Annotated in this window: 15 protein-coding genes and 1 pseudogene; 12 read left to right on the top strand and 4 right to left on the bottom strand. The window is 44.0% G+C overall.

Annotated elements, in window-relative coordinates:
- Positions 1 to 15: 15 nt before the first annotated feature.
- Positions 16 to 627: a sulfite oxidase-like oxidoreductase gene (locus HT574_RS09860; RefSeq protein ID WP_175244459.1), complete on the bottom strand. Its 612-nt coding sequence runs from the start codon at positions 625 to 627 to the stop codon at positions 16 to 18.
- A gap of 462 nt (positions 628 to 1,089) precedes the next feature.
- On the opposite strand from HT574_RS09860, the gene HT574_RS09865 reads away from it, so the two are divergent.
- From HT574_RS09865 to HT574_RS19905, 5 genes are all read left to right on the top strand, one after another.
- Positions 1,090 to 1,725, top strand: a complete 636-nt coding sequence (locus HT574_RS09865; RefSeq protein WP_175244460.1) for an FMN-dependent NADH-azoreductase — start codon at positions 1,090 to 1,092, stop codon at positions 1,723 to 1,725.
- A gap of 714 nt (positions 1,726 to 2,439) precedes the next feature.
- Complete coding sequence (locus HT574_RS09870) at positions 2,440 to 2,826, top strand: GNAT family N-acetyltransferase (RefSeq protein ID WP_254698648.1); 387 nt, start codon at positions 2,440 to 2,442, stop codon at positions 2,824 to 2,826.
- Positions 2,823 to 3,320: a GNAT family N-acetyltransferase gene (locus HT574_RS09875; RefSeq protein WP_175244462.1), complete on the top strand. Its 498-nt coding sequence runs from the start codon at positions 2,823 to 2,825 to the stop codon at positions 3,318 to 3,320. The genes HT574_RS09870 and HT574_RS09875 overlap by 4 nt, the downstream gene beginning before the upstream one ends.
- A gap of 162 nt (positions 3,321 to 3,482) precedes the next feature.
- Entirely contained in the window at positions 3,483 to 3,977 is a 495-nt protein-coding gene (locus tag HT574_RS09880; RefSeq protein ID WP_175244582.1) for a hypothetical protein, read from the top strand.
- A gap of 207 nt (positions 3,978 to 4,184) precedes the next feature.
- On the top strand, positions 4,185 to 4,274 hold the full coding sequence (locus HT574_RS19905) for a putative holin-like toxin (protein ID WP_017434114.1): 90 nt from the start codon (positions 4,185 to 4,187) through the stop codon (positions 4,272 to 4,274).
- Positions 4,275 to 4,637: 363 nt separating this feature from the next.
- On the opposite strand, the gene HT574_RS09885 is transcribed toward HT574_RS19905, so the two are convergent.
- On the bottom strand, positions 4,638 to 5,486 hold the full coding sequence (locus HT574_RS09885; RefSeq protein WP_175244463.1) for an MBL fold metallo-hydrolase: 849 nt from the start codon (positions 5,484 to 5,486) through the stop codon (positions 4,638 to 4,640).
- A 150-nt stretch (positions 5,487 to 5,636) separates the two neighbouring features.
- Between HT574_RS09885 and HT574_RS09890 the strand changes: the two genes are divergently transcribed.
- The 3 genes from HT574_RS09890 to HT574_RS09900 all read left to right on the top strand — a co-directional run bounded on the left by HT574_RS09890 (position 5,637) and on the right by HT574_RS09900 (position 8,289).
- Positions 5,637 to 6,095, top strand: a complete 459-nt coding sequence (locus HT574_RS09890) for a YoqH family protein (RefSeq protein ID WP_175244464.1) — start codon at positions 5,637 to 5,639, stop codon at positions 6,093 to 6,095.
- Positions 6,096 to 6,259: 164 nt separating this feature from the next.
- A complete protein-coding gene (locus HT574_RS09895) occupies positions 6,260 to 6,562 on the top strand; it encodes a phasin family protein (protein WP_175244465.1) in 303 nt (100 codons plus the stop codon).
- 50 nt (positions 6,563 to 6,612) lie between these two features.
- Positions 6,613 to 8,289, top strand: coding sequence for an ABC1 kinase family protein (locus HT574_RS09900; RefSeq protein WP_175244466.1), 1,677 nt, complete (start codon positions 6,613 to 6,615; stop codon positions 8,287 to 8,289).
- Positions 8,290 to 8,566: 277 nt separating this feature from the next.
- Here the strand turns inward: HT574_RS09900 and HT574_RS19910 are convergent, their stop codons facing one another.
- Both HT574_RS19910 and HT574_RS09910 read right to left on the bottom strand, forming a co-directional pair.
- Positions 8,567 to 8,752: a zinc ribbon domain-containing protein gene (locus HT574_RS19910; protein ID WP_309138297.1), complete on the bottom strand. Its 186-nt coding sequence runs from the start codon at positions 8,750 to 8,752 to the stop codon at positions 8,567 to 8,569.
- Between the two features lie 392 nt (positions 8,753 to 9,144).
- Positions 9,145 to 10,026, bottom strand: a pseudogene (locus tag HT574_RS09910) (transposase); the annotation flags it as partial.
- A 467-nt stretch (positions 10,027 to 10,493) separates the two neighbouring features.
- Between HT574_RS09910 and HT574_RS20345 the strand changes: the two are divergent.
- The 4 genes from HT574_RS20345 (at position 10,494) to HT574_RS09930 (ending at position 13,159) form a co-directional block, all read left to right on the top strand.
- Positions 10,494 to 11,543 (top strand): XdhC family protein, encoded by a 1,050-nt coding sequence (locus tag HT574_RS20345; RefSeq protein WP_175244467.1) that lies wholly within the window; start codon positions 10,494 to 10,496, stop codon positions 11,541 to 11,543.
- A gap of 264 nt (positions 11,544 to 11,807) precedes the next feature.
- Positions 11,808 to 12,419 carry a nucleotidyltransferase family protein gene (locus tag HT574_RS09920; RefSeq protein WP_175244468.1) on the top strand — a complete coding sequence of 204 codons (612 nt, stop codon included), beginning with the start codon at positions 11,808 to 11,810 and terminating at the stop codon, positions 12,417 to 12,419.
- An 86-nt stretch (positions 12,420 to 12,505) separates the two neighbouring features.
- The gene (locus tag HT574_RS09925) at positions 12,506 to 12,682 is read left to right on the top strand and encodes a molybdopterin-binding domain-containing protein (RefSeq protein WP_175244469.1); all 177 of its coding nucleotides are present in this window, start codon (positions 12,506 to 12,508) and stop codon (positions 12,680 to 12,682) included.
- A gap of 42 nt (positions 12,683 to 12,724) precedes the next feature.
- A complete protein-coding gene (locus HT574_RS09930) occupies positions 12,725 to 13,159 on the top strand; it encodes a MoeA family protein (protein ID WP_254698637.1) in 435 nt (144 codons plus the stop codon).
- Positions 13,160 to 13,517: the final 358 nt, after the last annotated feature.

Raw genomic sequence — 13,517 nt, forward strand, 5'->3', positions numbered from 1 at the left:
AAAGCTCTGTCACCATCACTTAAACGTGCCGGCCGGATTGGCAAAGCGTTCTTCTTTAAACGGATTGGCGGTCATCGAATAGCCGCGCTGTTCCCAATATCCCGGCTCGTCTTTTTTCATAAACCGGATGCCTGACGCCCATTTCGCCCCTTTCCATAAGTAAAACGATGCGGGCGGAATAAAGCGGAGCGGATAGCCATGTTTCAGGGAAATATCCTGCCAGTCATGATGTTTATCTTTCCAGCGGTACACAAACAACGCGTCATCGCCCATGAGCGCTTCAAGCGGCAAGTTCGCCGAATAGCCGAAGCGGTCTCCGTTCAAATAGCCGTAAATTTTCACATATTTTACATCCGGCTCCAGCTCAACAAAGCGCAAAAACTCGCGAAAAGCGATTCCTTCAAACGTTGTATCAAACTTTGACCACGTGGTCACGCAATGCATATCGATCGTCGATATCGTTTTTGGCAGCTCCATTACTTGCCGATAGGAAAGAGAGACTTCTTCTTTCACATCCCCAAATAAGCGGAATTCCCATGTTGATTCATCAAATTGATAGACATCCCCCACATGGAGAATCGGCCATTTTTCCGTTTCAAATTGGCCTGGCGGCAGTTGTTTGGTCATCGGTGTGCACCCTTTCTATGTATGAATTTATATAAAATGATACGGCGAGAAAGCGGCGGACGCAACTATATAGGAAGGAAATTTTAGGATAGAGAAAAGAGATGCACACAGATTCATGGATATTGCCTAAACGGGAAGTGCATGACAGGCCACGATGTGATTGGACTGCTATGATTGTATCGTGTAAAATTTTATGAAATAATTGTATGGAATTTTCTGAAAAAATTTTGTCAGCTCCACTCCGATTGGGGGCGTTTTTATTTAGCCCTGTTAAGGGTTGATTTTTTCTCCAACTACAGGGCAGGATTATAGAAGAAGTATTAAGAAAATGATTCGTCTCAATAAAATTTTTTTAAGAAAGTAAATAATTTGCAATACGATATAAAATCTAATAGAATTGTCTCGTATTAAAAATATTTTAATTTAAAATATATAAAACTAGCATGAAAGGAAAGATCTCAAATGACAAAAGTATTGTACATCACGGCTCATCCACTTGATGACACACAATCTTACAGTATGGCAGTAGGAAAAGCATTTATTGAAACTTATAAGGAAGTAAATCCAGATCATGAAATTGTGCATATTGACCTTTATAAAGAATATATTCCTCAAATTGATGCTGATGTACTTAGCGGCTGGGGGAAACTTCGATCCGGGAAAGGATTTGAGGAACTTTCTTCCGAAGAGAAAGCTAAAGTTGGCCGTCTGTCAGAGTTATGTGAGCAATTTATTTCCGCGGATAAATATATATTTGTAACACCTTTATGGAATTTTTCATTCCCGCCAGTCATGAAAGCATATATTGATGCTGTTGCTGTTGCGGGTAAAACGTTTAAATACACCGAACAAGGACCAGTAGGTCTCTTAACTGATAAGAAAGCCTTGCATATTCAAGCTCGTGGAGGCTTTTATTCAGAAGGTCCGGCAGCCGAAATGGAAATGGGGCATCGTTATCTAAGTGTAATGATGCAATTCCTTGGAGTTCCTTCTTTTGAAGGCTTATTTGTCGAAGGACATGCGGCAATGCCTGACAAAGCGCAAGAAATTAAAGAAAATGCAATCGCACGAGCTAAAGATTTAGCTCATACCTTTTAAATTAACTAAAAAAAGAGGGTGTCCCAAAACGATTGCTTTTGGGACACCCTCTCTTTTGATGCAAAACGGAACCCTTTACGACAATTTATGATACTTTTAGGGAAAAAGGGAAGAAATATTTTGAAACAAAGGATAAAATAGACTTATAGAGTCAATGGCGAAATTTGCTCCGTGAACTACTCGCCACTTAGCTAACGCTTGAAGTGGGAGTTTCTCAGTTCCACGACGAAAGCAGCCTTTCGTTTCCCTGAGCGTAACTTCGGGTCGTTCAACCCTAGATGTCCGACCATTCGGAGATTTTTTTGTACCTTGGATATTTTACGCATGGATGGCATCGCCTGGTTTTCGCATTTTTCTCCATGCAACCCCATATATCCAGTTAGCCAAGAATATGTTATGAAACAATAGCGACATATGTTCGGTGGGAAAGCCGACTTTCGACTACGCCTAACTAAAATTCATCTCCCACTTTCACTGGTGCTATCGCACCTCCACGTTTAGAAGTGGGAGACTTCTTTCGGGAATTATGTTAAAGGATTTTCTTGAAATTGGTGGGCGCCATGTTATATAAGCTGTTCTAAAAGAGGAGCGATACCGTGATTCATTGCAGTCCTGTAACCACTGAACTGGAAAAGAAACGATTTCGAGAAAGTAAGGGGGATGGGCGTGAACATTCACATCCATAGAGACTTATCCAAAGCGAATTGGCAAGAGATGAAAAAGGTATATGAATCCGTCGGCTGGACGAAACATACAGAAGAAGTCATCCGGCAGGTATTTGAAGCAAGCAATGTCATTGCACTTGCCTTTTGTGACGGCCGCATTATCGGATTCGGCCGCGCTCTTTCCGATGGCGTGTTTAATGCGGCGATTTACGATGTGGTCGTTCATCGTGATTTTCAAGGGCGTGGCATCGGAAAAGCAATTGTGGAAGATTTGCTTGATCAGCTGCAGCATATTTCCTGCGTTCATTTGATTGCGACGACAGGAAACGAGGTGTTTTACCAACAAGCAGGGTTTAAAAAGGTAAAAACGGCGATGGGGCGGTATCGCAGCCGCGATTTAGCGCAGGAATATTTAGAGGGGGGAGAAAATGCATGAAAATAAGGCATGCGACGGTAGACGATGCGGAAGAATTGGCACATCTTATCTTGCAAGTAGAAAAAGAATCAGACTTTTTATTGTTTGAAGCAGGAGAACGAACTCTCACCCCAAAACAGCAGCGAAGCCAAATCGAAGCAATGCAGAATGAGGAAAACTCCACGATACTGGTGGCAGAGGCGGAAGGAAAACTGGTTGGGTATTTAGTCGCAAGGGGAGGGCGTGCGAGACGAAATAAACATACGGCATATATCGTCATTGGCGTGCTGGCTTCATACAGAGGAAAAGGAATCGGTACGATGCTGTTTGCCGAATTGGAGCGTTGGGCTCGCACGAAAGGCATTCACCGGTTGGAACTGACGGTAGTCGTTGACAATCAACGCGCGGTATCGCTGTATCGCAAAATGGGATTTGAACGGGAAGGAATCAAGCGGCATTCTCTTTTGATAAACGGAAAATATGTTGATGAATATTATATGGCAAAATGGATGTAATTCGGAGCAAACAAGATGGAACGCGTTCATTTTTTAAAGCAAAGCCACTTTTATGAACAAAACGATAATGGGATTGAATTCATCACGATGACAAAAAACCGTCTAATATGAAAACAAGGTACTTTGTTTTCAATTAGCATTGGAGGATTAGAAATGGAAGAAATGAAGCTATTTGTTAAAATCGCTCTGCATCGAATGTATGACCATTATCTGCCTAAATTGCTTCGCTCGATTCAGGCATTCAAAACGGAACAATTGTGGGAATGTAATGCGCCAGGTTTAAACTCTGTTGGCGGTATCGTTCTGCATATTTGTGAACACGTGAAAAGGAATACGCTCAGCTATTTGCAGCGTAACATCAAGTTTAATGCAGGAATTGAAGAATATTTTCCTCAGTTAGATTTCACACCGGATATGCTGTCCACCATCGTTCAGGAAACTTTTGATAAATGGAAACATCAGATTACAAATATGATCAGCGAGAACAATTACAGTGACATCGATATGCATAGCCTCTTTCATTTGGTCGAACATACGAGCTACCATTTAGGGCAAATTGTCGATAGAGCGAAGAGAATGACGGGAACTTCATTTCAGTTTTGCCAAAACGGATTAAATGAAAAAACGTTACGGTCGATTATCGAAAATGAAAAGTGATAGTGAGGAGAATGAATTAGCTTAAAGAAGGAAAAGAGTTGGGAGCGCAGATACATGCTACTATCCATTTAACAGACGGAAACATCACCTTTTTCCTATTTTACGAATATATGTTCTTATATTCTGGCAATTTATGATATAATAAACATGCACAGCTACATGCAGGGTGGGCAGTGGCTACTCCCTTAAAGAAGGGAGGTGCCGCTGATGATGACCATTGCCGATGCGCTGACATTAATGATTGCCTTTGCATCGCTCATTGTCACCGTCATTGCTGTATCCAAAAACAAAAAGTAACCCACCCTGCTCGGCCTAGGTGAGGGTAGGTTACTATCCGCTTTCCGGGCCACTGCACTTCTTGCAGTAAGCTGTGTATCGATGGGACATTGGTTGCCGCCAATGTCCTGTTTTTATCTTATTGCTGTTCAACTTTATTATACGCATACAGTGGATGACATGACAAGAAAATTATCTTTGTATTAGTATTATTGGTTTTTTCACAGGGAAACGTTCGGGGCTGTTGCGCTGGCGTTATACGTTTCGGGTGAACGAAGGCGATGAAGAATGGGAACGATTGCTTGTTGTAGCATATGTGCTATTTAATTACACGTATTGCCAGTAAATATGACGCCTCCCGGCTATTTGCGGAAGGCGAATTTGTCAATGAACATATTTTCCGTAATCCGGCACGGCGATGCGGTCAAACTCACGCGCTAGCTTTTCTAATCCTTTCCGCAGTTTGTCACCTGATACTGGCACTCCATGTCCGGTAATAGCCGCTTCTGGCTGCAATGCCGCCAGCTTTCTTACTGATTCGCGGGCGGCGTTCCAGTCGATCGTATAGTAGCGCGGCGGCCCGCTAATTTCCGTTTCTTGCGTGAACACTTTATATAAAGAATCTTGGCGGACGGTGACAAACGCATCCCCGGCAATTAGCGCGCGGTCTCTGTCGCGAAACAGCGATACATGTCCAGGAGTATGCCCAGGCGTATGAATCCAGCGGAAATCAGGCAAGTGCGGCACCGTGCCGTCGCTAGGAAGCGGCTGAACATGACTGCCTAAATCGATTGGTTCATTTGGGAAAAACGCTGACATTTTCGCCACCATTCCGCCTTCCACCGACGGGTCTGGCTCCGGATAGCGCGCTTTTCCTGTTAAATAAGGCATCTCTGCTTCATGAGCATAAACAGGAACGTTCCAATATTTCACAAGCTCTATAACCGCCCCGACATGGTCAAAATGGCCGTGCGTTAAGATGATCGCCTGCGGACGGCTGTCGGTACCAAAACGCTTTTCGGTGACAGCGATGATATCGCCCGCTGATTTTGGCATTCCGGCATCCACCAGGACAAACGCTTTTTTGTCAGGATCGCCGACAAGGCAAATGTTGACGATTTGAATCGTATGGCAATATAAATCCGGCCGTACTTCCACGCTCGCACCGCTGGTGACCGAAGTGGCAGGGATAAATTTATAATCCTCGCCGTAACGGAGTTCTTCCTTTGTCATTTCGGCTGGCCTCCTTCCATTGAATGTCCAATGATACTATTCCACTTCCTTTCGTCCGCTATGCGCTTTCGAAAGAAGACAAAGCTGTTTCATAAAAAGACAGTCGAAAAGGAAAACTAACAAAAATGATATGTGCTAGGAGGGAAGTTCATGAAACAATTGGTGTTGGCTTTACTCTTATTTGGATATGCCGTTTTCATTCCTGTGCAAACGAAGGCCGCTTCATCTATATCCGTTCCTTGCAGCTTAGTATTAAAGCCAGTAGACAGCAGCTATCCAAACGTGATGGGGGTGGCTCTCGTGTATAAAGTAAAATTGATCACAGGCTCCCCACGCACCAGTATTAGCATTCATGCTCTTCACTTGCCTAAGCCTTCCTCTTTTGGAGATTACGATCGCTTCGAGGGTTTTGCATTCATCCCAAATGTCATTAGCTGGCGTTTCCCGCTTTATCCGACTCCAGAAACGGATGATCCAACATGGGCTGGGCGTCTTGACAGTATAACAGCAGGATTGGAAGACGTTCAAATACAAGTACGGCTTTCTAACACAAAAACAGGGAAGTTGGGGCCGGTGATCTTAACGAACAGCATCAATTACTGTAAGTAGTTGTTAGGATTACTTCCTGTTTTATCTGCCAATAGGAGGAAATATGAGGAAAATGGGAAAATGAAACTTGAAGGGTATTTTCCTTGCGAATGGAAGAGCTCGACACAAGATTGTGAAAGTGGTATCATAATGGAAACAAAACCATAAAGGAGGTCGCGGCCATTATGAGCATTCTCAAAAAAGGGCTGGCGTTTGGAATTGGATTGGCGTTAGCGAGTAAGGAACAGGCAGAAAAGCTGATTGACGAATTGGTGAAAAAAGGGGAATTGTCGCTCGAAGAATCGAAGGATATTATCGATCAGTGGAAGCAGCAAACAGAAGAAAGAAAAGCAGAATTGCAGCGCATCGTGCGCGAACAGATCAAACAAGTAATCGATAAATTCGATTTGGTGACGAAAGATGAACTGCAACAATTAGAGCAACGAATCCGCCGTTTAGAAGAATTAGAAGAAAAAGAAGACCAGTAATTGAACGGGGCCGCCCATGATGGCCCCTAGACATTAAAGGGGATGGACGGATGATTGGGAAAAGAATGCGTCATATGAGCCGTTATCGCGATATTGCGGTTGCTTTGCTCCGCCATGGCTTTGAAATGGTGGTCGAGGAAATCGGCTTTTCCCAGTTTCTTTCCCTTCCACAACGGCTTCGTGTGGACAAAAAGGAGAAGAACGGAAAAACGATTGGTGAGCGCATCCGTCTTGTGCTTGAGGAATTAGGACCAACTTTCGTGAAATTAGGACAGCTGGCCAGTACGCGCCCCGATCTGCTGCCGGAAGGCATTATCCGTGAACTGGAAAAATTGCAAGATCAAGTCCCGCCTTTTTCGTTTGACGATGTTCGCCGCATTATCGAGGAGGAGTTGGGAGGGGAGCTAGACCATATTTTTCAGTCTTTTGAGGAAGCTCCGCTTGCCGCTGCCTCCATCGGACAAGTTCATCGGGCGGTCCTTCATTCCGGCGAAAAGGTGGCGGTGAAAATCCAGCGTCCGCATATCGCCGCGATCATTGAAACGGATTTGGAAATTCTTCAAGATTTGACCGTGCTCGCGGAACGCCGCTTAGAGTGGGCGGCGCAATATCGCATACGTGATATATTGGACGAACTATCGAAATCGCTTCGCCTAGAACTCGATTACACCGTAGAAGCGCGCAACGCCGAGAAATTTTCCAAACAGTTTCAAAACGATTCGGCTATTTATGTGCCAAAAGTGTTTTGGGACTATTCAACAAAAAAAGTGCTGACGATGGAATATGTGGAAGGTATCAAACTAGGAGAACTAGAGTGGCTGAAACAACACGGCTATAACTTAAAAACTCTGGCGAAGCGGCTGGCAAAGGGAATGTTCCAGCAAATTTTCATGGCAGGATTTTTTCATGGCGATCCCCATCCGGGAAATGTGTTGGCTTTGCCAGGTGACGTAATTGCCTTCATTGATTTTGGCATGGTAGGGCGAATCACTCCAGAAATGAAATATCACTTATCGTCCTTCATTATCGCTTTGATGCGTCAAAGCACCGATGGTGTCATGAAAGCGATCGGAGATATGGGCTTGGTACCGGATGAAGTAGATATAAGACAGCTGCGTCAGGATATCGAGCAATTACGGGAAAAATATTATCATATTCCGTTGAGCCAAATCAGCCTCGGCGAAGCGGTTCAGGATTTGCTTCATGTTGCATTCCGTCACTCGATCCGCATCCCGAGCGATTTAACGTTGTTAGGGAAGGCGCTGTTGACGATGGAAGGGGTCGTGGAAAAACTGGATCCTGACTTTAGCATGATCGACATTGCTGAACCGTTTGGCCGCCAGTTGCTAAAGGAGCGGATGCGGCCGAAAAACGTAGCGGAAATGGCATGGAAACGCCTTTCTGATTATGGGGAACTGCTCGTGGATCTGCCGAAAAATGTAAAAGAATTAACGAGGCTGATGAAACAAGGAAAAGTGCGCTGGGAGATTGGCATCGCTGACTTGGAGTTTTTATTGAGAAAATTAGACCAAATCAGCAACCGCTTATCGTTTAGCATCGTTTTGCTTTCCTTCAGCATCATTATGGTCGGCATCATCATCGGCTCGTCGATGGGCAGACAATCGACATTGCTGTGGAAAATCCCGGCGATCGAGATTGGCTTTTGCGTCGCTACCTTAATGTTTTGCTGGCTTTTATATTCGATTTTTCGATCGGGAAGGTTTTGATGATCCCCACTTACCAGCTAACGTCGATGAAAGTGGGGATTCTTTAGTGATCTGTCCCTCTTAGTTTGCGTTCTGCCTACCTTTGTCAATCATCTATTTAAAAAAATAGGAGTTTAACTTTTGTACATTTCCTTTCCCGGGAGCCGTTTTCGAAAGAAAGAGGCCTATTTGCCTTCTTTCTTATCAGGAGACGTGACTATGTCAACTACCCAACGGCTTAAGCCGTGAGCTTGCCGCTAGCTAATTGGCTGCCGCGTTCGGATGGTTGACCGCAGCCCTACGGATATTTTCCGCAGCCACGTTGTTGGCAGGGGGGAGCGTACTCACAAGCGCGACAACAAAACTGACCCCTTGACGATCTGCTTTCTTTGGCAACATGCTCGCAAATCGGACAGTTGCAGGAAGTATTCTTCGGAGGAACCAATACCATCCGAACGCCAACGATCGCTGCTTTATACTCCATAAACTTTCTCAACTGATAAAAAGATCAAGAAGAATGTTGATATATAACATACAAATTCACATCATCTCTAATCATTCTTGTTTTCCCACAGCCGTTAAACTACTAAAATAACTTTGCTAATTTGACGGAGTCGAAGATTTTAGAACTAATAATGAATAAACACTGTTTTTTATTACTACCTTATGGAAGTTAACAATTCTGAATATTATTGTTACCATAATATTTACAAAAATCACCCTAGATGTACCTCTTCAACAAGAACTACATAATTTTTTATCAACAACACAGCGAAGTTACAAAATTTGAAATTGGAAAGGAGGTAAACATTTAGAGATTGAAAGGTCTATATTTAAAACTCTATGCGATGCAATTATATCTCCTGATGGTGTTGCAAAACTGAAGTTATGCATAAGGATGCAACATAACACATGCAGTACATATCGATGAAATCCATACCATCGGGGTTATTCCACCCCATCGCTCTTTAACTCGTTAAATACCCGTTCAATCCCGCGGCGAAGCCCAAACAGCCATTGGCCAAATCTCGTTTTCAACAAGACAGGAAGAACCCGGCCATAGGCATCTTTCCGTTCCTCGCTATTGCGGCGGTTGATAGGGGAAATGAATAGGATTCCTGACTGCTCAGCTGTTTGGCGAACCTTTTCGCTGTCATACGAGGCATCCCCTAACACGAACTCAATCTCCCATTGCCCTAAAGAAACGAGCAATGCTGGTGCCACTGCCGCATCATTCCGATTCGCTGTAGTCAACACATGAGATAAAATGATTTCCTCGGCAGTGGTGCAGAGATGGAGTTTATATCCTTTAAACCAGTGGTATCGGGTGGACACTCCCCACTTTGCCTGTGAATCGTAAAGACTGCTTCGAAGGGACGTGCTGTCGATCAGCACGATTTGGGGATACCGTACTTCTAGATCTTGGAGCAGCTGTGCATGAAAAACAGGAAATCCCTGTTCCCGAAACCACTTCGCCGCACGGGAAAACGTAGACAGATGTGGGACTTCATCAAGTCCACAAGCCCGTTGGAAACAGCGAAAACGCTGCAGGATGCGCACTAATTTTCGCAAGGAATCAATAGCAAAATAAGTTTTCAAAAAGAAACATTTCAACAACGATTTTTTCGACACCGACGGTCTTCCTGTCACATACGGTGTTTCCGGCAATGATTGCGAGTCGATATACCGAAATAATACTTCTAAAATTGGGTCCATTTCATAAGTCCATGCATGTTCGCTGTTCAAATTGGAAATCATGATAGTGTCCACTCCTTGGTAGTTGGTTTTGGTCACTGTATATGATTTCCAAGGTGGTGGATTTTTTATGTGCATTTATGCATTCGTTATGCGTTTTGCAACACGTTCCACATAAGTTAGCTTCTTACTGGTTGTTGAGAGAATGATAGTTTGAGTATTAAGGCCTTGATTTAGTAAACAAGCAAATTGGTTCTTAACTTGGCACTGAGTGGAAGTATGTTTCATAGTATTACATAAGGACTATCGCTCGAGGCAAGGGTATTAATTGAAACACTATGGGCTATGGTAAAATTTTGAGTAAACGCCTCCATATATTGCCCTGTCTCTAAGGCTCTTCTTCCTGTCAGTATAACATCGACTATGAAGTGAGCTCACCTCCTGCAATATTAGAACCACATCATGAAAAAATAGAACATGCTAATTTTTAATTTTAAGTTGGCCTCTAGAAAAGAAGGAGAGGATCAGTTGTGTCACGTATCGATGAAGCGCGTGATGTGTTTACCCACATTGAGCAAGCTTGGGCAAAAGGGGAAAAAACTGCTCTATTGACGATTACCCAGGTACAAGGCTCCGCGTACCGCCTGCCGGGTGCCAAAATGATGATGACCGAAACAGGTAAAATGTTTGGTACACTCAGCGGGGGCTGCCTCGAATCGGACCTTTATGGATGGGCGGAAAAAGCAATAGAAGAAGGCGAACCTCGACTCGTAAATTATGACCTCAGTGAAAATGAAATATGGTCTCTTGGGATTGGCTGCAAAGGAACGATGGAAGTCGCCATCTTTCCTATTCATTCTAAAGATCCTTTCTGGCGATCGGTGCAGGAAGCCATCGCCCAAGATCGTGCCATCTCACTGGCTATTGAATTGCCAACGGGTATCCGTGTCGTATTTGACGAGAAAAATCCCATCGCCGGCGATATTGACAAGCTGCCAGAAGCTGTCGCGCGGAAGCTGATAGATCGTGTCGAAAATCGTACGAGAGCGGAGATAGCTATAGTCGATAATCGACGTTTTTACATTGACACGATGCGGCCAAACGAACATTTGATCATCTGCGGCGCAGGTCACGATGCCGTTCCAGTGGCGAAGCTCGCTGCCAAATGCGGATTCCGTGTAACTGTGCTCGATCCACGCAAAGAATTTAACGGAGTCAAACGCTTTCCTATGGCCCAACACCTGGTAGCTGAACCTGACGAGGTTGATCCAGCACAACTGGAGGGGAACTGGTGGCTAATCATGAATCACTTGCAAATGCGAGACGAAGCTGCACTACGTCTAGCACTGCAGGCAAAACCAAAATTTATAGGTATACTTGGTCCCTTGTCACGTACTCGGGAGATGTTTCAGAATATTGGCGCCGACATGAACAGTGCACCGATTCATGCACCAGTTGGACTGGATGTGGGTGCAGAAACGGTTGAAGAAGTTGCTGTTTCCATCGTGTCTGAGTTACTCGCAGTGCGATCGGCTCGCCCGGGGCAGCCGCTGCACGGTAGAGAAAAAATTCATGTTTGAAGGATGGGGCGCCTCTACTTGCAGCGCCCTACCAAATGATCCTTTCTTCCAAGATGTTACATTTTGAACATCGTCAAACATGCTAATGTCGTATTGACAAATATTGTGGAAAAATGAACACCTTCGGAACGAAAGGAAGCGTAAAAGGGTTCTTTTATGTTGCTTATTGTTCGGCGAAAACATACAGTCGCTTGAAGCCCTCACCTCTGAGCGAAGCGCAGGTGGTGGGTAGTTCACATACTATTTAATTGGTGGGAAAAGTGTATGAACGATATTGGTGCTATTATTTTAGCTGCCGGCATGTCTAAACGAATGGGACAACCAAAACAATTTCTTAACTTGCACGGAAAGCCCCTGTTTCGACATGCAGTTGAAACAGCTGTACACTCAGGACTCCGACCAGTTGTCGTAGTGGGCGGCGAACAGACCGAGTTACTTAAGGAACATACCCGTGATTTACCGGCTATTGTGATTCACAATCCAAATTTTGCTGAAGGGTTGTCGTCTTCGTTAAAGGCCGGAGTGAAAGCTATTCAGGATAAAGTTTCAGCAACATTTATTTTTTTGGCCGATCAACCGTTTATTCCTGTTACGGTTGTTAAGCGGTTGAGGGAAACATATGATATGGCAAAGTCAAAAAATATCAAAATTATCCGTCCCCGCTATGCATCTGCCCCTGGTCATCCAGTCTTGTTTGATGCGGAAATTTTCCCGGAGTTGCTTTGTATTGAAGGAGACCAGGGTGCACAACAAGTCATTCAACAACATTTAGCTGAACTAAAATATGTCGATTTTGACAATCCACTATGGGGGGTAGACATCGACACTCCAGAAGAGTGGCAAAGATACAAACGAGGTACGGCCAGCCCTAACTAGTTTTCTAGGTACAAAGGTTAAACAGACAAGTAAGGCAAACTAATACATAAGAAGTTGCCGATTTTAGTCGTGTAGAGGTTCAGGATATGTGCAAAGTTGCAGACAAAAGCAAAGTAAACGGCCCCATCTACTTGGTGCGGAAAACAGGGGCAAAAATTGTAAACTTTCCAGGAAATCCGAAAGGGGTACAAGAATGTTTTGCTGTCGTTCAACCTGTCCTTCCCCACGCACTTGCCCTTATAAAAGGGAAGGACGTTCATTAGGGCATGCCTTTCTTAAGTTTAGCAGAAAGAAGAAGACGAAAGATGAGATTTCAGCGAGAAATTGTTGACATTTGGGATGCACAAAAACGTCTTGAACCATGGATTCGCCCACTTGGTACAGAAAAAGTGAAGCTGACGGACAGCATTGGCCGATACCTCGGTGAAAATGTGGTAGCGACGCACGACTTTCCCCACTTTCGCCGGTCGATGATGGACGGGTTTGCCGTCCGGTCGACTGATACAAAAGGGGCCTCCGACGAACGGCCAGTTACTCTGCAAGTTATTGAATCGATCCCATGCGGTGCAGTTCCGACCAAGAAACTGACAGCGAATACGGCTACGCGCATTATGACCGGCGCGATGATGCCAGAAGGTGCCGACTCTGTCGTCCTCATTGAATTGACGGAACAGATGGAAAAGAATGGTCAAACGTATACGGTGGTTAAAAAGGAGACGACACCCAATGAAAATATATAAGAAAGGAAAACAACGTCTCTAAGGGCGTTGTTTTTTTCATATTAATCTAAACATGGTGAACATGATCTTACATGCAGTAAGATCTTTTACGAATTTCGACGTAATTTTGTAACATATTTGTCAAACTATCAAAGAGTTTATAATCGTTTTTTTGTTATAGTATTAGTAAATAGTATTAGTAAGTTTCTCATTCAATAAAGCTGTTTTCGCCGCTCAGAAGGTGACTGTTTTTTTGTGCGATTTTCACATTTACCATGTTAATAATGTTTAATTTTATGAATTTATGAATATGATATCACCCCAGGCCGTGTTCTGATGAAATTCCTAAAAGAGAAAATACCATAGGTTAAGGTGCATA

The organism is Parageobacillus sp. VR-IP (assembly GCF_013357975.1).
In the GTDB taxonomy this organism is placed as follows: domain Bacteria; phylum Bacillota; class Bacilli; order Bacillales; family Anoxybacillaceae; genus Saccharococcus; species Saccharococcus caldoxylosilyticus.

What these genes read in the sequence shown, in the direction of transcription:
- HT574_RS09860 (WP_175244459.1), bottom strand. Translation starts at nt 627, where the DNA reads ATGACCAAACAACTGCCGCCAGGCCAATTTGAAACGGAAAAATGGCCG.
- HT574_RS09865 (WP_175244460.1), top strand. Translation starts at nt 1,090, where the DNA reads ATGACAAAAGTATTGTACATCACGGCTCATCCACTTGATGACACACAA.
- HT574_RS09870 (WP_254698648.1), top strand. Translation starts at nt 2,440, where the DNA reads ATGAAAAAGGTATATGAATCCGTCGGCTGGACGAAACATACAGAAGAA.
- HT574_RS09875 (WP_175244462.1), top strand. Translation starts at nt 2,823, where the DNA reads ATGAAAATAAGGCATGCGACGGTAGACGATGCGGAAGAATTGGCACAT.
- HT574_RS09880 (WP_175244582.1), top strand. Translation starts at nt 3,483, where the DNA reads ATGAAGCTATTTGTTAAAATCGCTCTGCATCGAATGTATGACCATTAT.
- HT574_RS19905 (WP_017434114.1), top strand. Translation starts at nt 4,185, where the DNA reads ATGATGACCATTGCCGATGCGCTGACATTAATGATTGCCTTTGCATCG.
- HT574_RS09885 (WP_175244463.1), bottom strand. Translation starts at nt 5,486, where the DNA reads ATGACAAAGGAAGAACTCCGTTACGGCGAGGATTATAAATTTATCCCT.
- HT574_RS09890 (WP_175244464.1), top strand. Translation starts at nt 5,637, where the DNA reads ATGAAACAATTGGTGTTGGCTTTACTCTTATTTGGATATGCCGTTTTC.
- HT574_RS09895 (WP_175244465.1), top strand. Translation starts at nt 6,260, where the DNA reads ATGAGCATTCTCAAAAAAGGGCTGGCGTTTGGAATTGGATTGGCGTTA.
- HT574_RS09900 (WP_175244466.1), top strand. Translation starts at nt 6,613, where the DNA reads ATGATTGGGAAAAGAATGCGTCATATGAGCCGTTATCGCGATATTGCG.
- HT574_RS19910 (WP_309138297.1), bottom strand. Translation starts at nt 8,752, where the DNA reads ATGGAGTATAAAGCAGCGATCGTTGGCGTTCGGATGGTATTGGTTCCT.
- HT574_RS09920 (WP_175244468.1), top strand. Translation starts at nt 11,808, where the DNA reads ATGAACGATATTGGTGCTATTATTTTAGCTGCCGGCATGTCTAAACGA.
- HT574_RS09925 (WP_175244469.1), top strand. Translation starts at nt 12,506, where the DNA reads ATGTGCAAAGTTGCAGACAAAAGCAAAGTAAACGGCCCCATCTACTTG.
- HT574_RS09930 (WP_254698637.1), top strand. Translation starts at nt 12,725, where the DNA reads ATGAGATTTCAGCGAGAAATTGTTGACATTTGGGATGCACAAAAACGT.